Here is a 22,003-nt window from a genome sequence, read left to right on the forward strand (position 1 = left end):
GAGCATGAGCTTCTCGGATTATTTTTGTTCAGAAACATGGCGCGAAAGCGAAATGCATCGGCGTTTTAAAGACCTTCTTTTGCCTAAAACTCCTCAAGAATTAGAAAATTTAGCGCAACAAGCGCGACAGTTAACCTGGCAGAATTTTGGTAAAACGATGCGCTTATTTGCGCCGCTTTATTTATCCAATGAATGTGTCAATGCTTGCGAGTATTGCGGATTTTCTCGCGATAACGAATCAATCGTGCGCGTGACCCTATCTCCTGAACAGGTTGAAACCGAAGCGCGCTACTTGGTCAATGAAGGTTTTCGCTCGCTATTACTCGTGGCAGGGGAGCATCCGAAATTTGTTTCGCAAAGTTATCTCCGAGAATGTTTGGATCGGCTTCATACTTTTGTGCCTTCCTTATCTTTAGAGATTGGTCCGATGGAAACCGCGGATTATTTACCTTTAGTCAAAGCGGGTGCAGAAGGACTAGTGGTTTATCAGGAGACTTACGATCGTGAAATTTATGCGGAGCTGCACACGGCAGGACCGAAGAAAGATTTTGATTGGCGATTGAATTGTGCGGAGCGGGCTTACGAAGCGGGCTTTAAACGGCTCGGAATTGGTGCGCTTTTTGGCTTGGCCGATTGGCGTGTTGAAGCTCTGGCTTTGGCCGCGCATGTAGATTATTTGTTGAAACATTGTTGGAAATCGTTTTTAACCGTTTCTTTGCCACGACTTCGACCTGCAGCAGGCGAGTTTGCGCCTTTAACGCGATTGGACGATCGCGATTTAACCCAACTCATTTGCGCGTTGCGTTTAGCTTTTCCGCAAGTTGGATTGGTGCTTTCCACACGTGAACCACAGCGGTTGCGTGATGGGTTGATTCCCCTAGGCATCACCCATATGAGTGCGGGATCCCATACCGAACCGGGTGGCTACACCGGCGCTGGAAAAGAAAAAGTGCATCATACCGTTCGAGGAAAAGCGATGCCTGTGATCGCATCCGAAGGAGAACACAAACCTGCTACAGAACAATTTGCCATTGCGGATGCGCGCAGCCCTAAAGAAGTCGCGCAACGCTTGCAAGAAATGGGTTATGATCCGGTATGGAAAGATTGGGATCAGAGATTGAACTAATAAATTAATCATTAGTGTAAAATGTTTCTTGTCTTTTTATTAAAAAGAGCAAAAATGGGATATTAAGCTAAAAAAGGATTAAAATTATGGGAAAAATTCAAAAAATAGAAATAGATGTTAATGTTGGTTTTGATTCTAGTGTCCAAGCAAATAAGTCAACTATAGATAAGGTGTGGCAACAGATTGATACTTTTAAAGATGACATAGAGTATTGTTGTAATACTTATTCGATGGCTTGTGATACAGAAGTAAAAACTCATTTTGATTGGGACAATAACAATAAACCAGCCCCTGCGAGTAGTGGGGTTTATCATCCTTCAGATCAAAATGGAATTAATGGCGATCCTCAGCTTTCTCAGAACATAAAAAATATTTCTGGCGATCCAGTAGGCATTAATCTTTTAGTAACAAATGCCCTAGTCCCTAATCTTCGCGGTTATGATATTGATCCTGACGGTCTTAATGGACCTGTTCCACCAGATGGTGTAGTAATTAATGTGGGCCAAGTGGCGCCAGATACTACCTCGCATGAAATTGGGCATTATGTAGGAATGCCTCATGAGCCAAGCGATGATCCTAATAACAGAATGACTAGAGGTGCGAAGCGAGATATATTTTCTTCTTCTACTTTACCTGATCAAACAACATGTCAGGCATATCAAAGTTTAGCACATTGATATGGAATGTAAGTATTTTGGTTAGTATTGTTTGAGAAAAGCCGAAAGAATCGGAGTCGGATTTTTGGAGCCATGGTTAAAGTCAGGCGTCGCTATTTTATTTGCAATAATGAATACATTAACTGGAATTTGTAATCGAGTAAGTCTTAGTGGGTTATTTCGTGATAAAATTTTTAGGTGTATGCGTTAAGTTTTGATTTTAAATTGCTTGAGAGTGCAAAGTTCTATTGTTTATTTAATTTCGGTTTGTTTCTCAGATAGCTTCTGCTACTGCTTTTTGAAGCATGTCTAAAAAGTCCCTGCCGCGCTTGCTAGAAACACATCTGCGTCTTTGGCAAGAAAAGCAAGTTATTGACGAAGCCTTATCCAATCGTCTTCGTGAAGTGAGTGAAGAAGTTATCCAACGAAAACACAGCAACATTGTTTTACGCGCTTTTCTGGTTTTAGGAGGCATGTTGATTCTAGCTGGGCTTTCACTTTTAATTGTGGAGAATTGGGAGGCGATTCCACGGTTGGTTAAGATTGTGCTTTGGCTTTTGATTGAGCTTGGATTTTTTTGGGGTTATTGGCGGCAATCGGGCGCTTCTCAAAATTTTTTGTGGAAAGAGGTTTTTGCTTTATTGAGCACGAGTTGGATCATGGCTGGCATCGCTTTGATGGGGCAAGTTTATCAACTCCATTCCCGTCCTGCTGATGGAGTATGGTTGTGGGTGACACTGATTCTTCCTGCGCTTTGGTTAATGCCAGCACAAATGACGCAATGGGTCTTTACGATTGCGTTAGGAATTGCGCTTTGGACTGAATCTTTTGATTCTCATTCTTGGTTGGGGAGCCATATCGAGAACTTTGTGCTTACGGGGTTTTCGATTCCGATTATTGCTAGCGCCTTAGCTGTTATTTTAGTGGGGAAAGGTTTGAGTAGTTTGAGAGGGCTACTCTCTGTGTGGATTTTAGTGGGTGGTTCCATTTTGTTATTAATTTTAGGTTGTCTTGATCGTCATTTGGATAAGTTTCTTAATTACGATTTTGTTTCATTTGTTTTCGCTTTTTTGGCTGTAGGAGCGCTTTATTGGAAACCACATGATTTAATGTCTCCTTATCTTGGAACGAAATCGATTCGGATAATGGTTGGCTTAATCTGGGGTCTTTTAGTTTTGGGAAGTTGTCTTGATTTGTTGTCCGATTATCAGGTGGTTGTTCCACTCAGTATCATAAGATTTTTGTCATGGGTTGTGCAGTTTGTGATTGCTTTACTACTGGTTCGTGAGGGGAGTTTAAGTTATTCAGTAGGATGGATTAATTTAGGTTATTTAGGAATTTTAGCGGGTATTTTAGTGCGTTATTTTGACTTTTTCTCAGATCTTTTGAGTGGAGGATTCAGTCTTATTCTCACAGGAATTTTAATCCTTTTTCTTATGTATGTGTTAAATCGCGGTCGTCAGCGTGCGCTGAGAAGGATAAAGGAGGCAGCGTGAAAAGGGTTCTCCTTTTGGCTATTATTATTACAACTTTTTTCATAGGTTGGGCGGGTTATCAAGAATGGAGTTGGCATTCTTTGCCCACAGCGCGTCTCGAATTAGATCCAGCTGATCCTTATGACGTGTTGCGAGGCCGCTATTTTATTTTGAATCCAACGGTAGAAAATATTTCAAGAAGCACTAATCAGAACGACAGAGAGATATTAAAAAAATTTTATGCTGAGCGAGGCACGAATTTATTAGAAAAAGTCTATGTCATTTTTGAGCCAGATCGTGAAGGAATTGCTCAACCCATTCGTATTACCTCAAAAACTCCTTCTTTAACTACTAACCAATTTGCCCTGTTATCACGAGATAGATATTATCGGAGACGTTATAGTCATTTAACAGGCGATTATCTCGATTTAAATTTTCAATTAAAACGTTTTTATTTGCCCAGTCGTTTAGAATTGCCAGCACAAGAACGTCAAAAAGGTTGGCAGATCGAAGTTATTTTAAGACCGAACTATACAGCTATTCCTAAAGCGCTTTGGTTTAAAGAACAACTTGTTTATCCTCACTAAACTTTATATTGAAATTATATTAAACATTTTATCAATTAAATCTAAAGTGATTCACTGATGAATAAAATTAAAATTTGGATCAATGGCAACGAGAAATGGGTAACGAATGATTCAGGGATTCGAGAAGCAGTTGAGGCATTAGGTTTTCAGCCAACGACCGTTTTGGTTGAATACAATGGTAAAGCGCTTTGGCCTCAAGAATGGGAAAGTGAAACCTTAAAAGAAAATGATCGATTAGAAATTTTTCGTGTCTCTGCAGGAGGTTAAGTTATGTCGCAAACAGCATTGTTAAAAGAAGAAAAGATTGAAAAAATACCATTGCGCAATGAAGTGTTAAAGAGTGATCAATGGGATTTGAGTTTTTTATATCCTGATGAAGCTGCGTGGGAAAAGGAATTAAAACGTTACGAAATGCTTTATCCGAAATTATCAGAATTTAATGGTAAACTTTCTCAATCATCACAAGCTTTGTTAGAAGCCTTGGAATTTCAAAAAGAGTTAGAACTATTAGGCGAACGTTTAGGACATTATATTCATCTGCGAGTGACAGAGGATTCTACTAATGATGTTTGCCTTCAAGCTGCGGCGCGCTTGCAAGCTTTGGAGACGCGCGTAGCAGAAGCGAGTTCCTATATCATCCCAGAAATTCAATCGATTTCCGATGAAACTTGGAAGCAGTGGATAAAAGATGAGACTTTAAAGGAATGGTGTGTTGCATTACAAAAAATTCGTCGTTTCAAACCGCATTCTCTCACTTCTCAGGAGGAACGATTGCTGGCCCTTGCTGGTGAGCCATTGGGAGGTCACTCTGAAGCATTTTCACAATTAACTAATGTCGACATGCGTTTTGGTATTGTGGAAGATGAACAGAAAAGAAAACGAGAATTATCGCAAAGTTCTTTCTCCTCATTTTTAGTAAGTCGAGATCGTGATGTTCGCAAGCAAGCATTTCATCAATTTTATCAGGAATTTTCCGAACATCAGTTCGCGTTGGCTTCGTTGCTAGCGAGTTCTGTCAAAACCGATGTGTTTTATGCTCGGTCGAGAAATTATCCTTCAGCGCGGGAAGCTGCTTTATTTCAAGATGATATTCCCCTTGCAGTTTACGATAATTTAATCGCTACCGTTCGAGCCAATTTGAAGCCATTGCATGATTATTATGAGTTGCGGCGTAAGCATTTGAGATTGGATGAGATTCATCATTACGACACTTACGTGCCTTTGGTAGAGGGAATTAAAACCGATTATTCTTTTGATGAAGCAGCAGCAATGGTGTTGGAAGCGTTAAAACCTTTGGGTGAAGAATATACTTTGACATTGGAGCAGGGTTTGCGATCGGGCTGGTGCGATCGTTACGAAAATAAAAATAAACAAAGCGGCGCTTTTTCCTCCAGTTCTTATCGAAATCCGCCTTATATGCTTATGAATTATAAGCGCGATGTATTTTCAGAAATCTATACGTTAGCCCATGAAGCCGGTCATTCCATGCACACTTGGTTTAGTCAAAAACATCAACAGTTTCAGGATTATCATTACACCATTTTTGTGGCGGAAGTGGCCTCGACATTTAACGAAGAACTTTTAACGCACTCTTTGTTAAATCAAACGCAAGATCCCAAAATGCGAGCTTATTTGATCAATCGACAAATTGATGACATTCGCAGCACGCTTTATCGCCAAACGATGTTTGCGGAATTTGAAAAACTCATTCACGAAAAACAGGAAGCAGGCGAAGCGTTGACTTTGCAAACGTTCCAAAAAATTTATCGTGAGTTGTTGGAGATTTATTTTGGAGAGAAGTTTGCTCTGGATAAAGAATTGGAACTGGAATGTTTGCGCATTCCCCATTTTTATTCCGCTTTTTATGTTTACAAATATGCCACGGGTCTTTCTGCGGCCTTAGCTTTAGCGCATCAAGTTTTGAACGAAGGCGAAGTGGCGCAACAAAAGTATTTGAACTTTCTTTGCACCGGAGGTGCTTTAATGCCATTACCAGCATTGAAAGTGGCCGGAGTTGATATGTCACAACCCGAACCGATTGAAAAAGCGTTAAAACTTTTCTCCGATCGTGTGAAGGAATTAGAGAAGTTATTGTAGGGTAGGCGCTCCGCCTGCCAAATTCCAAAAGCAGCAAGCGTTGCGCTTGCCCTACAATTTATTTAGTTAATTTTAAATAATGACGCTTGCCGTATTTGATGACACCCGGTTGAGTAAGCACTGTTTTTTCGTCAGAAATTTTTTCCCCTTCAAAACTCACTGCGCCTTGTTGAATCATACGGCGCGCTTCGCTGCTGCTGGGCGCTAATTTTGCATTTTTCAATAATTGCCACAAAGGTTCATTCGCGACGAGATGATAAGTGGGAATATTTTCTGGCACCTGTTTTTCAGAAAATTGTTTTTCCCAATTTTGGCGCGCTTGGGTGGCTGCATCGGCAGAATGAAAGCGAGTGACAATTTTTTCGCCAAGCTGTTTTTTGGCTTCCATGGGATGGTCTGAAAAATCATCTCCAATAAAAAGAATTTTTTGCCATTTTTGCATGAGTTCATCGCTAATGCTCATGGTTTTCCCGAACATTTCTTCAGGTGACTCCGTCACGCCAATGTAGTTATTGAGTGATTTGCTCATTTTTTCGTGGCCATCGGTGCCTTCTAAAATAGGTAAGGTCATTACAACTTGAGGACATTGTTTCTCTTGTTCCTGAAGATCGCGACCCATTAAAAAATTAAACAGTTGATCGCTGCCTCCGATTTCCACATCCGATTTTACTTCAACGGAATCCCAGCCTTGTAATAAAGGGTAAGTTAATTCATGAAGTTGAATATTATGACCTTCTTCCATGCGCTGTTTGAAATCACGCCGTTGTAAAAGTTGTGCTACGGGTTTGCGAGCTAGTAAATGTATAATTTGAGATGAATTCATCGTGTCAAACCATTGGCTGTTATAAACAATTTCGGTTTTGGAGTGATCTAATATTTTAAACGCTTGTTGTTCATAAGTTTTAGCGTTTTGCGTGATAATTTCTTGAGACAATTCGGGCCGCGTCGTATTTCTGCCAGTTGGATCGCCAATGCGCGCGGTAAAATCACCAATGATTAAAACGGCATGATGACCCAAATCTTGAAATTGGCGGAGTTTTAATAAGGGAACGGTGTGACCCAAATGGATGTCTGGCGACGTGGGATCAACGCCAAATTTAATTCGCAGAGGACGTTTTTCTTGAAGTTTTTTTTTCAATTCATCCTCCGAATGAATTTCTTCAATGCCGCAAAGGAGACTGTCTAACTGTTCGTCGATGCTCATAAAAATTAAGGCGGATGTTAACCATCCGCCTTGCTAAAACAATGTTAGAATTTAGTGAGCGACTTTAGCCTTGGCCAGGGCGATATTCTTCGCCCAGTTTGTCAAAGGCGCTGCCCATGGTGACGAGGTCTTCGCCGGGTTTGATGCTATCAAGCGCCAAGCGTTCGGCTTCGAGTTGTTCCATGGTGTAATTAGCTGCTTTGATGGAGAGGCCAACACGACGTTCGGTGCCATCCACTTTGATGACGCGTGCGGTGACTTCCTGACCAACTTTGAGTGCGTCTTTCACTTTTTCTACGCGCTCTTCAGAAATTTGGGAAATGTGCACCAATCCATCAATTTCATGTTGGAGTTGAATAAAGGCGCCGAAGGAAGTGATTTTGGTAACTTTTCCGGTAACCATGTCGCCAATTTTGAAAAGAGTTTCGATATTTTTCCAAGGATCTTCGCTTAGTTGTTTCAAGCCGAGTGAGATGCGTTGGTTAACTTTATCAATTTCCAAAACTTGGGCTTCGATTTCGTCGCCTTTTTTGAGCAGTTCAGAAGGATGATTGATTTTGCGTGTCCATGACATGTCGGAGACGTGAATCATGCCATCGATGCCATCTTCCAATTCCACGAAAGCGCCGTAGGCGGTGAGGTTACGCACGATTCCTTTAACAGAGCGACCCACAGGGAATTTGAGATGAACTTCATTCCAAGGATTGGGTTCGAGTTGACGAACTCCAAGCGAAATTTTTTGTTCAGCAGGGTTAATGCTGATGACAACTGCTTCCACTTCTTGACCTTGTTTGAGAATATCGGAAGGTCGCGCGATGCGTTTGGTCCAAGATAGTTCGGAAACGTGAATGAGTCCTTCCACGCCGTCTTCCAATTTTACGAATGCGCCATAAGGCAGTAGGTTGGAAACGGTGCCATGAACTTTTGCGCCCACGGTGTAGCGCTCGGCCACTTTTTCCCAAGGGTTCTCGGTTTTTTGTTTGAGGCCGAGGGAGAGACGTTCTTTTTCGTGATCGATATCCAGGACTTTGACTTCAATTTCATCGCCGATTTTGAGCAGTTCGGAAGGATGTTGAATGCGATTCCATGACATATCGGTGATATGAAGTAAGCCATCGACACCATCCAGATCGATAAAAGCGCCAAAGTCGGTAATGTTTTTTACCAAGCCTTTAACTAAGCTACCTTTTTCAATAGTGGAGAAAAGAGCGGCGCGTTTTTTGGATCGTTCTTCTTCGATAATTTCGCGACGAGAAATGATAGCATTTTTGCGATCTTCATTAAGTTTTACGATTTTAACTTGAATCGCGGTGCCCACAATTTGGTTGAGATTTTTAGGTAAAACCACATCGATTTGTGAACCGGGCAAAAAGGCATCGCAACCGATGTTGACCATCAAACCGCCTTTGACGACAGAGCGAACTTTGCCTTCGATAATGCCGGAATCGTTGTAAATTTTTACAATGCGTTCCCAATTTTGGCGCTGATCAGCTTTTTCTTTGGAGAGAACGACCATGCCTTCATCATTTTCAAAGCGTTCAAGTAAGACTTGGATTTCATCGCCGATTTTAATGTTTTCTGGTTCTTCAAATTCGTTTTTGGAAATGGCGCCTTCGCTTTTATAGCCGATATCGACGAGGACTTCGCGATCTCGAATTTGAATAATACGACCTTTAACAATCGAGCCTTCGGTAAAAGAGCGCGAAGTTTTGTTTAAGAGTTCTTGCATGACTGACATAAATAAAAGATGGAAATGTAATTCCAGGTTTGCCGAGGTTTTTTAAAATCCGCTCGGCGCGGGTTTTACTTTCATTGATTCGGTCGGCTTCCTTAGCAGACATCCTCGAATCTTTTTCTTTAAAAACGAGTTTTTTTAAGAGTTGTAATTTACTCGATTTTTGTCAGAAAAACAAATGACCCTGCGGGAAAGAGAATTTTTGTCAAGGTTTAAGGTTTTGGGGTAAAAAGGCTATGGGTTAGCCATCGCTTCACGATACTTCATTAAAGTAGCTCTCATTTCGATGCGGTGAATTGGATTATCTCTTTCATCACGAGGAACTTGAGTTATTCGATCGACTACATTCATGCCTGCTACGACACGACCGAAAACGGTGTATTTCCCGTCTAAAAACGGGGCATCGGCTAAACAAATATAGAATTGAGTGCCATCGGAACGACGTTCGGGATTGACCTTATCCATTTTGCGTCCTGCGCCAACTGCGCCACGCACATGTTTGAGTTTTTTTTCCAAAGGTAGTGTGTAGCCAGGGTAGCCGAATCCGTCGTTGTTACGGTCATCATCTTTACTATTGATATCGCCGCCTTGAATAAGAAAGCCGGGGACGACACGATGAAACGTTGTTTCAGTGTAAAAACCGGTGCGACAATTTTTACGAAAATTTTCGCTGTGGATTGGTGCCATGCGATCGTTGAGTTCGATGATAATTTTTCCAAATTTTGTTTCTAACACGGCTACTTCGGTTTCCGATGCAGGAGGAGGACCGAAAGGTTCCGATGACAGAGTGGCTTCGGTTGGACCTGAAGAAACCGTTGTGTCGGTGGGAGTAGTAGGGGGCACGTAGTCGCCTTCTAAAACTTCGCCAGGTCGCAAGGGGTAGGGAAGATTTTCTAGGCGTAGTACACCTGCACCGGCTTTGGATTGTTTAGCAACTTTTCCGCTGGAAAAAAAATTGGCAATGCAGCCCGATAATACGAGGCTTGCCATGAGAGTTGTGATGAGGAACAGGTTTAAGGAGAAGAAAATATTTTTTTTCATTTTTTATCTAAATAAAAGGCAGATTAACTAAAATAACTTCATGCGTTTCTACTGTGGCTTGGTGACCATGGTGGGCACTCTGCCAATCTACATAACCTAATGCAATGCCTTTTTCTAATCGAGGTGAAGCCATGCTACTGGTTATATGGCCGATCGTTCGTCCGTTTTGTTGAATGGTTTGCTGAGGTGCTAATAATTGGTTGTCCTCACGATAAATTCCCATCAGTTTACGATTGACATGACCCACACTTTTCAATCGAGCGATAACCTCTTGGCCGGTATAACAACCTTTTTGATAGCTGATCCAACGCTCTTCAAAACCGACTTCAGGCGGAAGCGTATTTTCATGCAATTCCGTCCCCCATTTGGGAATACCCGCCTCGATGCGAAATATTTCTGCAGTTTCCTCATGACAAATCGTAGAAGAAGCTAAATCGGGCATGGATTCGTAGTAAAAATCGAAACCATCAAAGCCTAAACGATTATTTTGCGATTGGAAAAAGGGTGAAGACAGTTTTTCCGCTTCCTCGCCCCAGGCGTGAACAAGAAAAAGTTTTTCGCTGACGTTTTCAATAACGGCATCATCTGCGATAAGATATTTTTCAAGTCGCGCTGGCAGACTTTCTTTTAATGCTGATGTGCCATCTAAATAAAAGTCTTTATTATCGAGCGTGGCTAAATAGATATTAGCAACCAATTTTCCTTTGGGTGTAACCATAGCACTATAAAGCGATCGATCAGGCGTTAATTTTTTTAGATCGTTAGTGATTTGGCCGTTGAGATATCGAAATGCATCAGGCCCCGTTACTTTTAAAATGACGTGAGAAGTTAATGGCCAAACGGCGCCATGCTTGAGGCATTGCGAGTAATTTGTTTTATTTTTATTTTGAACATTTCCACTCATGTTAAAACGAAGTAATATAGTTAATATGTTTCAGGAAACCGATAAAGAGATTTATTTCATGCACGAAGCTTTGCGTCAAGCGCGGAAGGCACTCAAACAGGAGGAGGTGCCGGTGGGGGCGGTGATGGTGCATGAGGGAAAGATTATTGCGCGGGCGTATAATCAAGTGGAGTTGTTGCATGATGCCACGGCGCATGCGGAGATGTTGGTGATTACTCAAGCGGAGGAGGCGTTGGGCGATTGGCGCTTGAATGCGTGCACGTTGTATGTCACCAAAGAGCCTTGTCCAATGTGCGCGGGGGCGATTGTGAATAGTCGCGTGGGACGAGTGGTGTTTGGTGCGCGTGATGCGAAGATGGGCGCTGCGGGTAGTTGGTTTAATTTATTGGATGTGCCTTCGTTAAATCATCGCTGTGAAGTGACGCCGGGAATTTGCGAAGCGGAATGTGCGGAATTGTTGACAACATTTTTTCAGAAAAGGCGGCAGGAAAATAATGGAAAATAATTCTCTCGAGGCTGCTATTAAAGAAAAAGCGCGTGCGATGGGATTTGATGCGTGTGGTATTGCTAAAGCCAGCGTTTCTTTTCGAGCGGATTATGTGAAGCAATGGTTGGCAGAGGGAAAAGCGGGGGATATGGCATGGTTGGCGAAAAATCAGGAGAGACGGTTGGATCCGAATCAGGTTTTGCCTGGAGTGAAAAGTGTGGTGGTGGTGGCTTTAAATTATTTTTCGCCTTCGCCTATTTCATTAGCAGGTTGTGGTAAAGTAGCCCGCTATGCGCGCGGCGAGGATTATCATAAAATCATGGAAGTGCGTCTGAAGGAGCTAGCGGGGTTTATTCAATCGCATGCTGGGGGAGAAATGAAATATTATGTCGACACGGGACCGGTTTTGGAGCGTGAAACCGGGATGCGTGCAGGATTGGGATGGCAAGGTAAAAGCACGATGTTGATTTCGAAAGATTTGGGCACTTGGTTTTTTCTTGGGGAAATTTTAACCACGCTGGATCTTCAAGCTGATGTGGGAATGCGCGATCATTGTGGAAATTGTCAGCGTTGCATCAAGGCTTGTCCCACTGCCGCTATTACTGCGCCCTATCAATTGGATGCGCGACGTTGCATTGCTTATTTGACGATTGAAAATCGAGGGCCGATTCCCGAAGAATTTCGTAAGGCGATTGGGGATCGCATTTTTGGATGTGATGATTGTTTGGAAGTGTGTCCGTGGAACCGTTTTGCAAAAAATACTCGGGAAGAAAAATTGAAACCGTTGCTTTCCTTTTCGTTACAAGAGCTGTTGGAGTTTGATGAAGAGCGGTTTCATTATCATTTTCAGCGATCGCCCATTAAAAGAATTAAACTGCGCGGCTTGCAAAGAAATGTGTGTGTGGCTTTGGGAAATGTCGGCAACAAGTCGGATATTGCGTTATTAGAAAAAAAAGTTTTAGAAAAAGACGAGTTGGTTGCTGAACATGCCAAATGGGCAATTCAGGAAATTCAGAGGCGTTTACTAATTTAATAAAATGGTCAAACCTTTTTTCAAAAAAAATTTTTCAAAAAAGTAAAAAACCGCTTGTCACTTTGATGGAAAAAAATAATGTGGCAGCTTCTCATCTTTCACAAGATGAGAAGAAAAAGTAGTTGTGAATAAGTTGTGAAAAAGTTTGTTAATAAAAATGTAAGTATTTGTTAGTTAAGTAATTATAAATTTAAGTAAACGTTAATAAATCATGGGAGCGAGCAAGGTAGAAGTCGAGGTTTCTTGGAAGGAGATTTGTCTCTTATTAAAGGATCGCATCCCTTCAGATGCGTTTCAACGTTGGTTTTCTTTGGCAACATTGGTGGAGGCTTCGGAGGAGAGTGTAGTCCTTGGTGTGCCTAACCAAATTTATCAATTTTGGATTGAAGATAATTATATGGCGCCATTGCGCGAGTCGCTAACGACGTTAATGGGGCGACCTGTAGCCATTCGCTTTCAAGTGGGGATTAATTCAACGATTGTTGCGCCAGCGGAAGAAAATGTGAATCATTTCAAAACTCTTTCGCCAGAAATTTCTTTGGAAACCCAGGCAGCGCATAGTGGATTAAATCCGCGCTATACATTTGAAGCTTATGTAGTGGGAGCCAATAACGAAATGGCGCATGCTGCAGCTCGAGCGGTTGCCAGCTCACCTGCGCGCACTTATAATCCTCTTTTCATTTATGGAGGAGTGGGATTGGGTAAAACGCATTTGATGCATGCGATTGGCAATGCGTTATTACAAAAAAAGAAAACACAAAAAATTTGTTATATTACTTCGGAACAATTTACTAACGAATTCATCGAAGCACTGCAAAAAAATGCGCTGGCAAAATTTCGCAAACGTTATCGCGCGTTGGATATGCTGATGATTGATGATATTCAGTTTCTAGGAGGGAAAGAGCGGTCGCAGGAAGAATTTTTCCACACATTTAATTCGTTGTTTGATGGTCGAAAACAAATTGTTTTGACCAGTGATCGTCCCGCAACCGAAATTGCTAATTTGCAAGAGCGTTTGGTTTCGCGATTTGAATGGGGAATGTCAGCCGAGCTTATGCCACCGGACGCTGAGACGCGCATGGCTATTTTGCGAAAGAAACTCGCAGGAATGCGTGTGGATGTTTCTGATGAAATTTTGGAATTTCTTGCGGCCCGAATTCGCACTAACGTGCGACGTTTGGAGGGCGCTTTATTACGTGTGGCAGCCTATGCTTCGTTAAGCGGGAAATCCTTAACCGTGCAAGCGATCGAACAGGTTTTAAAAGATCTCTTGCAAGAAGAAGCGCGGCGCGTGGTCACAGTTGATCAGATTCAAAAACAAGTGTCAGAAGCGTTTGATTTACGCCCGAGTGACATGACCAGCAAACGGCGACCTGCCAACATTGCTTTGCCGCGACAAGTGGCGATGTTTTTATCGCGTAAATTAACTCCCTGTTCCTTGCAAGAAATCGGAGCGGCTTTTGGAGGACGCGATCACGGAACGGTGTTGCACGCTTGTCAAAAAATTACCGATAAAATGCAAGCGGATGAGAAGTTGAGGCAGACTATTCAATTTTTAGAGCAAAAATTGCAGCGTTACTAGATTGCATCTCTTCTAATTTGGTGGAATCTTTAAAAAGATTGTTCATCGTTGATTCATTGAAAATGTATGCAATATTTTTTTAGGAAAATTTTTTCTTATGCTGAATCTCAAACTTGGTCTTGGTCGCGTTATTTTTTTACTTTTTTAGGGATTATTTTTATTCGTGGGTTTTTAGAAAAATTTTCTAACCCTCATTGGTCGGGACAATTTATTACTCCTTTAACAGCTTTTTTTCATTATCCATTATTTTATCTCTCAATTTTTCTCTCTCTTAATATTGTTTTGTATCTCTTTGCTTTTTCAAAAAAAAGTTTTTATCCTTCTTTAAAACAAGTCTTTCAAATAACGCTTTTTGGTTTTTTGATTATTTGGCTTCCGCCTTTGGTTGACTTCGCTGTTTATCATGGGAACGGACCGAAGATGACGTATTTGTTTCAGCCCAAAGGAGAGTTAATTAAGAGTTTTTTTTCTTTTTTTGGATCTTTGTCTCAAGGTGGCATTACTTTAGGTATCAGAATAGAAGTAGTTTTAATTTTAATAGGTTTCTTTTTTGCCATCACTTATTATACGGGAAGTAAAAAGAAAGCATTTTGGGGAGCATTATTAGTTTACGTTCTTTTTTTCTTTTATTTTGCCATTCCTAGCATTCCTCCTCTCGTCTTTGCAAAGGTATCTTCCACAAGGGAAATTATGCTTTTTTATGTTCATGCCTTGTCGCAAAGCGATCTTTCAAAAATTTATCATATAGGTGCTTTATCTTTTAACCCTCGTTCCTCTATGGATCAGCAATTTAATTTAGTCATGGGAAGGGTGTTATGGCTGTTAATTTTGTTGCAAGCGATGGGATTATTTTATTTAGCGAATAAAACAGCGTTTCGAGCCTGGTGTGGAAACTTGCGTTTAGAAAGGGTGTTGCATTATGGCTTTATGGGAATTGGTGGTATATTGATTGCTGCGGGCTATTCACGAATGGTTGATCTTAAATCATGGATTAACGCACTTTCTTTAACTGTGTTTTTTTTATTAATTGCATTGCATTTTTGGTTGGCGGTAGGAGTTAATGATTTAGTTGATATCAAAACGGATACTGTTTCCAATCCTTCACGCCCTTTGATTCAAGGCAGCATTACTTTACAAGAGCAAAAAATTATTAATGGTATTTTATTGTTTTTAGTCATCGTAGGAGTTTTTCTTTTGCCTTATTACACTTCAGTTTGCTTAATTTTATTTCAAATGGTTTATTATCTTTATTCCAGCCCGCCTTTGCGGCTTAAAAAAGTTTTTGCTCTCTCTTCGTTATTGGTAGCTTTCAATGCGATTTTAATCATGATGGGTGGGTTTTATTTGGTTTCTGAAAATCAAAAAATGGCAGCGTTTCCTACTCATTTGTCTTGGCTTTTTTTAATTTGTTTTTTCTTGGGGGTGAATATTAAAGATATTAAAGATATTCAGGGTGATGCCTTGGAAAAGATTCAAACCATTCCAGTTTTGTTCGGAGAAAGAAGAGGAAAAATAATTATAGGTGCTTTATGTGTCGTTAGTTTCATTATTGTGCCGATTGTTCTGCAAAATAAGTTATTATTAATCATTGCAGTTCCTTTTTCATGTTTTATTTATTATTTCATTAATCAAAAATCGTATCGGGAAAATCGAGTTTTTAGTTTATATTTTCTCTATTTGCTTGCAATTGGAGTGTGTGAAAAGTTGGTAAAATTTTGAAACGAAAAGTGAAATGGAGTGGTAAGTTGATCATTTTAGCCTCTGCTTCGCCGCGCCGCATGCAACTATTGCAGGAATGGGGTGTTCCTCACCAAATCAAGATAGGTTTTTGTCGGGAATTGACTCAACGTGATGCGCCTTATTTTACTGCGCGAGAATTGACCCAGATTAATGCATTGATCAAAGCGAAAGCCGTCGCTGAAAAGGTGGAGAACAGATGGATTTTAGCTGCCGACACCGTGGTTGTTTTGAATAGAAAAATTCTGGGTAAGCCCAAAAATTTGAAAGCTGCTTATAACATGTTATGTCAGCTAAGTGGTCAAGTGCATGAGGTTATTTCCAGTGTGCTAGTTTTAAAAAGGAAAAAGAAAAAAATAATGGGTTATTTGAGTTACGAAATTTCTCAGGTTAGGTTTCACTCTTTAAAGCCAAAACAAATTCGTCATTATTTAAAACAGGTGCATGTTCTGGACAAGGCGGGCGCCTATGCGGTTCAGGAAAAAGGCGGGTGTTTAATTCGAGCGATTTGCGGTTCCCGTAGTAATGTGATGGGATTGCCAAAACGGGAAACGTTGCGATTGTTAAGGTGCATTTTATGAGTATTCTGCTTCAGATTTGCAGATCAATTAACTATTAGAAAAACTTATTTATGTATAAGATTTGCTTATAAAGCAAAAAAAGACAAAATAATTCTTGTAACTTTTTTAAAAAAGTTCTTCTTACCAAGATATGCAAAAGAAATTTATTTTGATTAGTTTTGTAGTATTCATAATCGCTGCAATTTCAGCAGTGAGTTATTTTAAAGCATCAGCGAATCAAGGGTCGGCTGATAACAGTGGTCAAATCACTTCTCAAATTTCGGTGGCTTATGGTTCCACTACGAAGACAGAACGTTGGGAAGCGATTGATGGTTATGCGGGAAGGTTCCCAGTTAATTTGGGTGAAACGTTGCATTTGAGTGTGCAATTATCACGATTAGAAATAGGAAAACCTGTTTTGATTCAAGCGCCTCATGGTGGGGTTTTGAACGGGAATCAAAATCATTTTTCATGGACGCCGCAAAGAGCAGATGAAAGTTTGGAATTGAATTATCAAGTTGGCCAGTCTCGCGGGGTTTATTTGATTAGTTTGCGACAAGGTCAGCGTGAAGAAGTGATCGAGTTTTGGGCGGGGGAAGCGTCGCCGCTGGGTGAAGTTCGCGCCCAGGACGACGAATCCGCCCTTCGGCTGATGGGACCTCAAAATGTGGAGGCACAATAATGAAAGCGTTAAAACATTTTTTCTTTTTGATCACTTTTTGCTGTATCGCAGCTAATGGAGTTTGGGCTTATAATAATGGTTGCGGTAATGATGGCCCCGATGATGATTGTCAGGATGATGTAGGCTCGAATCCCATTAATCCGCATCGAGCTTGTATTCGTCGGGAGGTGACCGATTTGAGCACGTGTGGCAATGCGCCGATTGCTTTTAAGCGGTATTTTATCAGTCGCTATCGAACGTTTACTCAAGCTAAATGGGAGATGGGTGCGGCCAATGTGTGGCAGCATAATTGGAATTTTGAAATGCGGGAATCGAGTCTTTCAAGTTTTGGTTTTAAAAATTTGATTGTGCGCTATCCCCGAGGCAGGGAATATGTTTTTTCGGCTGTGGATCAAAGTGGCTCGGTGCGCGTGTCGAGCGCCGATTGGGGAGATCGGTTGTATGTTTCGCAAAATACTTTTACCCTTATTACGCCACAGGGCGAAGAATATGTTTTTCAAAAATTGGGAGCGAACTTCTATCAATTGCAACAAATCAAAAACGGTCAGGGTTTTGTTTGGAGTTAGAATATGACGGAAATAATCGCCTCATCAAAATTAAAAATAATTTTAATCGCTGGCTCGCGATCGATCGGGAAACTGTAGACAATGTGGTTCGGATCAAACGCGTTTACAGCAATGATGGGCGCGAAGTTACTTATCATTATTCGGTTTGGGATCCAAGCGGTGATGCGATTTTGACCGAGGTTCATTATCCGGGTGGTGAAAAGGCGATTTATCATTATGTGGGGCGTTTGAATGAAAAAGAAGGCGATCCCATTTTAGCGAGCGCTTCAGATCCCACTTATCGCGGCAATGGCGCCAAGATTCGCTATGTTTACAATTACAAGGCGAACTATGAACCTTATGGATTTGTTGCGGGCATTGTATTGGAAGAAAGAAATTTAGAAACCGATCAACTTATCATCACTTTGCCGGGAGGTTCAGGGGATTACCCGCAAATTTTGGAAGGTAACGGCAGTGAAGTCACTCGCAAATATGACAAAGGCCAACTCAAAGAAAGTTGGGATGCGGAAGGTCGTAAAAAAATCTTCACGCGCACGGCTGGTGGCTATGGCTACGTGGAAACGATCACCGCGCCTAATGGCGGTGTCACTAGTTTTCAGCGTGATTATGCGGGTCGGGTTTTAGTAAAGACCAATCCACTGGGCGGTCAGCAAAGTGCTAGCTATAACGCCAAAGGATTTATTACCTCAGAAAAAGATGAGTTGGGTCATGTGACGACTTATGAGCGCGATGCGAATAATTTTCTTTTAAAGCAAACTTATCCCAATGGAAGTTTTGAACAGTGGACTTACAACGCTGACGGTCAACCTTTGACTTATCGGCAAAGAAACGGAGCCGTTTTTACCTACACTTATTACAACGACAATGAAATGGGCGGCATGAAAGGGGATTTAAAAACAGAGACAAATCCTTATGGCGATGTGACCACTTACACTCATGATGCGGCGGGCAATGTTAAAACTTTTACTGACGCTTTCGGGCACGTGACACAATATGCTTACAACTGGCGCGGTCAAATGATTACTATCACTTATACCGATAATAGCCAGGCTAGCTACAGCTATAATAATTTTGGCAAAATGGAAACGCAAACCGATGAACTGGGGCACAGCACGACTTACGGTTATGACGAATACAATCGCGTCAAGACTGCGACCGATCCACTCAATCGCACCACTTCTTATGAATACGGGTTGCAACCTGGGTGCGGTAGTTGTCAGGACAAAGACACCCTTACCAAGATTACCTTGCCTTCTGGAAAACGCTTGGAATACGCCTATGATAAAAGCGGGTTGCGCATCAGCCAAATTATCGGCGCGCAATCGGAAGAGGACAAAGCCATGACTTATTACACTTACGACAATGGGAAAAATTTAAAAACCGTTACCGATCCCAACGGGCATGTGACGACTTATAACTACGACATCCTTCATCGTCGCACCAACGAAATCGATGCTGTGGGTAATGTGACAAGCTGGACCTTCGATGCCGCGGGTAATCGGCTCACGGAAACGCGGGCGGATAATAACAAAACCACTTATCAATATGACGAAATGGATCGTATGACCCATGTCATCGACGCCAATGGCGCGAAAACCCAGATGAAATATGATTTAAGCGATAATCTGTCCCAACTTATCGATGCTAAAGGCAACCTTTATTACTTTTTTTACGATCAACTCAATCGACGCGAAGGATTAGAATATCCTGATTCCTCAGTCGAATACTGGAATTATAATAAAGTGGGTAATTTAGACAACTACGTGACTCGATATGGTTATCCTTGCACTTATCTTTATGACGCAAGAAATCGTCTCAAAGAGAGCACTTGGGAAGATGGAAAAACGCCAAAAGTTACGCGTGATTATGATGCGGCAGGTCGATTGAAAATGTTAGCCAATGAGAATAGTGAGATTTACTATGACTACGACTCCGCTAACGAATTGATCAGTGAAATTAGCGTGGTCAAAGGATTTCCTGAAAAAATAAGTGTGGCTTATACTTATGACTTGGATGGTAATCGCAAAAATTTAATTTATCCTAGTGATCTTGCCTTAAGCTATGATTATACGGGTCGAAATCAGATAAAAAACATTACGCAAAATAAAGATCTCTTAGCTTCTTACGATTATGACAAATCTGGAAATCGTAAGACTCTTATCGGTCACCAGTCACTTGTCACCAGTTACTACGATCACGACCCTGTTAATCACATCACTCGTGTCGAACATCAGACGGAAGAAGATTTCATTGGCCGCTTCGATTATGGCTACAACCAAGTTCACCAACGCAAATGGGTCAAACGCAACCAACAAAAAGGCGACTACTATCAATACGATAAAATCGGACAAGTCACCACCATCGGTTACAACACTCCCGACATCAACAACATTAATCTATCAGAAAAAATCGAGGGTTTTCAATATGACGCAGTAGGCAACCGACAAATCCAATCGATCACCAGCAATCAAAAAACTCAAACTAGCTATGGTGTTAATAACCTCAATCAATACACCACAACCTTCAGCGATCAGCAGTCAGCATTCAGCTACGACGCTAACGGAAATTTAACAGCCGTGACTAGTAACCAATTGCCCGTAGCGAGCTACGTTTATGATAGTCAAAATCGATTAACCTCCGCCAACTCCGTGAACTCTGTGGCAAAGTTTTCCTACGATGCCCGCAATCGAGTGGTTAAACGCGAAATCAACGGCGTAGCCACCTACTATATTTGGGACGGATGGAACCTCATCGAAGAACGCAAAGCCAATGGCGACTTAATCTATCGCTACATCCACGGCCCGCGTGTTGATGAATTGATTTCTCGCACCGACGCCAAGCAAGAAGCCATCTTCTACCACCACGATGCTCTGGGTAACGTCACTTATTTAACTAACCCAAAAGGTCAACTCATCGAACAATACGAATACGATGTTTTTGGCCAGCCGAAGATTTACAATGCTAGTCACCAATCACTTGTCACCAGTTACTATCAAAACCGCTTCCTCTTCACCGGCCGCGAATATTTACCCGAACTCGGCCTTTACGACTATCGAAACCGCATTTATTCACCAAGTCTAGGAAGGTTCTTACAAACCGATCCTATCCGTTTCGATGCGGGAGATGTGAATCTTTATAGGTATGTTGGTAATGATCCGGTGGATTGGGTGGATCCGAATGGATTAGCTCCTTTTGGATCCCCTGGAACAGCAGATACTAATAATTGGGCGCCAGGAGAATTGTCTGAGCTTTATGGTTATTCTTCAGAGGAAGCACAAGCAGAAAATGCCGATCAGAAAAAAATGATCGATGCTCATAGTGATATGATGAAAGATATAGTAGGCACAACTATACCTGCAAAAACTATACCTGAAAAAATTGCTAAATGGATTGCTCAAAAGATTTGGAAAAAAACCGATCCAGGAGAAAAACCAAGAAAACCAAAACCACCCGGGCCACCAAAACCACCAAAACCACCAAAACCTAAGCCCTCCAAGCCGCCCGGGCCACAACCGCCACCAAACAATTCTCCCTTGGGTTGCCGGACATATGAAACCTATGAATATGACGGATGTGGAAATTGTAAAACACGAACGATTCATACGGTTTGTAATGATGGTAGTCAGTCTTTTGTGGTTTATGAGTGTGAGTAAAATTAATTAGAAAATATATGGTAAATTTTTTATCTTGGTCTTTAACGATTAGTTATCCAATAGCCAATTTGCTATTAGCTATTTTATTTATTTATCATGCGCGGTCTTTACCTTATCGCTGCATATTTATAATATTGGGTGTTTCTTCACTTATCGGTGGGTGTGTCCAATTTCTTGATCTTTTACTGCGCTTGCAAAAAGCTTGGGAAATAGTGTTAATTAATCAAGAGTTAGCTAGACAACTCTGGTGGATACGAGTTCCCTTGGATTTATTATCTACAGCTTTTTATGTTTTAGCTATTTTTTTATTGATTCAAAAAATGAAGAAGTTTTATGGAGCGAATTAAATTAGCTGACACTCCATCCGTTTTGAAATCACTCCACCTGGAGGCTTTGGGGCTGAAGGAGGTGGCGGCTTAAATCCTTTAGCTCGTAATAACAATAATGGCGGTGGCGGCGGAGGTGGTGGGGGTAATCGAGGTGGCGGCAATAATAATAAAAGATCAAAACCTGGCCCACCTTCAGATTTATGGGAATACGAAAGTGAATCTGAAATACCTCCTTGTGCGAAAGAGTGCCATTACATTAACAAACGCAATGGTGAAACAGCCACCATTAGAGTGTCAATTGATGAATCCTGTCCATCTACACCTTAATAATTCGTTTTAAATGAAGAAAAACGCTCAAAGAATTGTCTACATGATTGTAGCTTTTATCGTTTGTTTGGTTTCCATTTTTTTATATCGAGAAAAGATTGATGCCTTTGCTATTATATTTTCATTGATTATATCAATTATTGTGGGATTTTTTAGAGTTTTGCCACCCATATAAAAAGCAAAAAATTCAATGGACAGGTGTTTCCAATTCATAATGAAAAA

The 22,003-nt window shown here is 41.3% G+C and carries 19 protein-coding genes; 15 read left to right on the plus strand and 4 right to left on the minus strand.

Translation table 11 applies throughout. The features are described 5' to 3' along the window. The first annotated feature begins 4 nt into the window (after nucleotides 1–4). The 6 genes from thiH (at nucleotide 5) to pepF (ending at nucleotide 5,941) form a co-directional block, all read left to right on the plus strand. Nucleotides 5–1,126: a 2-iminoacetate synthase ThiH gene (thiH, locus tag K1X66_04245; GenBank protein ID MBX7157579.1), complete on the plus strand. Its 1,122-nt coding sequence runs from the start codon at nucleotides 5–7 to the stop codon at nucleotides 1,124–1,126. A gap of 86 nt (nucleotides 1,127–1,212) precedes the next feature. Further along, entirely contained in the window at nucleotides 1,213–1,803 is a 591-nt protein-coding gene (locus K1X66_04250) for a hypothetical protein (GenBank protein ID MBX7157580.1), read from the plus strand. A 284-nt stretch (nucleotides 1,804–2,087) separates the two neighbouring features. Next, the gene (locus K1X66_04255) at nucleotides 2,088–3,278 is read left to right on the plus strand and encodes a DUF2157 domain-containing protein (GenBank protein MBX7157581.1); all 1,191 of its coding nucleotides are present in this window, start codon (nucleotides 2,088–2,090) and stop codon (nucleotides 3,276–3,278) included. Then, nucleotides 3,275–3,844 carry a GDYXXLXY domain-containing protein gene (locus K1X66_04260; GenBank protein ID MBX7157582.1) on the plus strand — a complete coding sequence of 190 codons (570 nt, stop codon included), beginning with the start codon at nucleotides 3,275–3,277 and terminating at the stop codon, nucleotides 3,842–3,844. The genes K1X66_04255 and K1X66_04260 overlap by 4 nt, the downstream gene beginning before the upstream one ends. Nucleotides 3,845–3,901: 57 nt before the next feature. Beyond that, complete coding sequence (gene thiS / locus K1X66_04265) at nucleotides 3,902–4,111, plus strand: sulfur carrier protein ThiS (protein ID MBX7157583.1); 210 nt, start codon at nucleotides 3,902–3,904, stop codon at nucleotides 4,109–4,111. 3 nt (nucleotides 4,112–4,114) lie between these two features. Then, entirely contained in the window at nucleotides 4,115–5,941 is a 1,827-nt protein-coding gene (gene pepF / locus K1X66_04270) for an oligoendopeptidase F (GenBank protein MBX7157584.1), read from the plus strand. 58 nt (nucleotides 5,942–5,999) lie between these two features. Here pepF and tyrS read toward each other — a convergent pair whose 3' ends face one another. From tyrS to K1X66_04290, 4 genes are all read right to left on the minus strand, one after another. Further along, on the minus strand, nucleotides 6,000–7,145 hold the full coding sequence (gene tyrS / locus K1X66_04275; GenBank protein MBX7157585.1) for a tyrosine--tRNA ligase: 1,146 nt from the start codon (nucleotides 7,143–7,145) through the stop codon (nucleotides 6,000–6,002). A gap of 64 nt (nucleotides 7,146–7,209) precedes the next feature. Beyond that, on the minus strand, nucleotides 7,210–8,883 hold the full coding sequence (gene rpsA, locus K1X66_04280; protein ID MBX7157586.1) for a 30S ribosomal protein S1: 1,674 nt from the start codon (nucleotides 8,881–8,883) through the stop codon (nucleotides 7,210–7,212). A gap of 231 nt (nucleotides 8,884–9,114) precedes the next feature. Next, nucleotides 9,115–9,870, minus strand: coding sequence for a peptidylprolyl isomerase (locus tag K1X66_04285; protein ID MBX7157587.1), 756 nt, complete (start codon nucleotides 9,868–9,870; stop codon nucleotides 9,115–9,117). A 58-nt stretch (nucleotides 9,871–9,928) separates the two neighbouring features. Beyond that, complete coding sequence (locus K1X66_04290) at nucleotides 9,929–10,825, minus strand: hypothetical protein (protein MBX7157588.1); 897 nt, start codon at nucleotides 10,823–10,825, stop codon at nucleotides 9,929–9,931. A gap of 25 nt (nucleotides 10,826–10,850) precedes the next feature. Between K1X66_04290 and tadA the strand changes: the two genes are divergently transcribed. From tadA to K1X66_04335, 9 genes are all read left to right on the plus strand, one after another. After that, nucleotides 10,851–11,330, plus strand: coding sequence for a tRNA adenosine(34) deaminase TadA (gene tadA, locus K1X66_04295; protein ID MBX7157589.1), 480 nt, complete (start codon nucleotides 10,851–10,853; stop codon nucleotides 11,328–11,330). Beyond that, nucleotides 11,320–12,345 carry a tRNA epoxyqueuosine(34) reductase QueG gene (gene queG, locus K1X66_04300; GenBank protein MBX7157590.1) on the plus strand — a complete coding sequence of 342 codons (1,026 nt, stop codon included), beginning with the start codon at nucleotides 11,320–11,322 and terminating at the stop codon, nucleotides 12,343–12,345. The genes tadA and queG overlap by 11 nt, the downstream gene beginning before the upstream one ends. 211 nt (nucleotides 12,346–12,556) lie before the next feature. Beyond that, nucleotides 12,557–13,927 carry a chromosomal replication initiator protein DnaA gene (gene dnaA, locus K1X66_04305; protein MBX7157591.1) on the plus strand — a complete coding sequence of 457 codons (1,371 nt, stop codon included), beginning with the start codon at nucleotides 12,557–12,559 and terminating at the stop codon, nucleotides 13,925–13,927. 66 nt (nucleotides 13,928–13,993) lie between these two features. After that, nucleotides 13,994–15,646 carry a UbiA family prenyltransferase gene (locus K1X66_04310; protein MBX7157592.1) on the plus strand — a complete coding sequence of 551 codons (1,653 nt, stop codon included), beginning with the start codon at nucleotides 13,994–13,996 and terminating at the stop codon, nucleotides 15,644–15,646. Beyond that, entirely contained in the window at nucleotides 15,643–16,245 is a 603-nt protein-coding gene (locus tag K1X66_04315; GenBank protein ID MBX7157593.1) for a Maf family protein, read from the plus strand. Before K1X66_04310 ends, K1X66_04315 begins: the two co-directional genes overlap by 4 nt. A 130-nt stretch (nucleotides 16,246–16,375) precedes the next feature. Next, a complete protein-coding gene (locus K1X66_04320) occupies nucleotides 16,376–16,906 on the plus strand; it encodes a hypothetical protein (protein ID MBX7157594.1) in 531 nt (176 codons plus the stop codon). Further along, a complete protein-coding gene (locus K1X66_04325) occupies nucleotides 16,906–17,472 on the plus strand; it encodes a hypothetical protein (protein MBX7157595.1) in 567 nt (188 codons plus the stop codon). Before K1X66_04320 ends, K1X66_04325 begins: the two co-directional genes overlap by 1 nt. Further along, complete coding sequence (locus K1X66_04330) at nucleotides 17,463–21,125, plus strand: hypothetical protein (GenBank protein MBX7157596.1); 3,663 nt, start codon at nucleotides 17,463–17,465, stop codon at nucleotides 21,123–21,125. The genes K1X66_04325 and K1X66_04330 overlap by 10 nt, the downstream gene beginning before the upstream one ends. Before the next feature lie 17 nt (nucleotides 21,126–21,142). Continuing rightward, the gene (locus K1X66_04335; protein MBX7157597.1) at nucleotides 21,143–21,472 is read left to right on the plus strand and encodes a hypothetical protein; all 330 of its coding nucleotides are present in this window, start codon (nucleotides 21,143–21,145) and stop codon (nucleotides 21,470–21,472) included. Nucleotides 21,473–22,003: the final 531 nt, after the last annotated feature.

The sequence above is a fragment of the Verrucomicrobiia bacterium genome (assembly GCA_019694135.1).
Classification (GTDB): Bacteria; Verrucomicrobiota; Verrucomicrobiia; order JADLBR01; family JAIBCM01; genus JAIBCM01.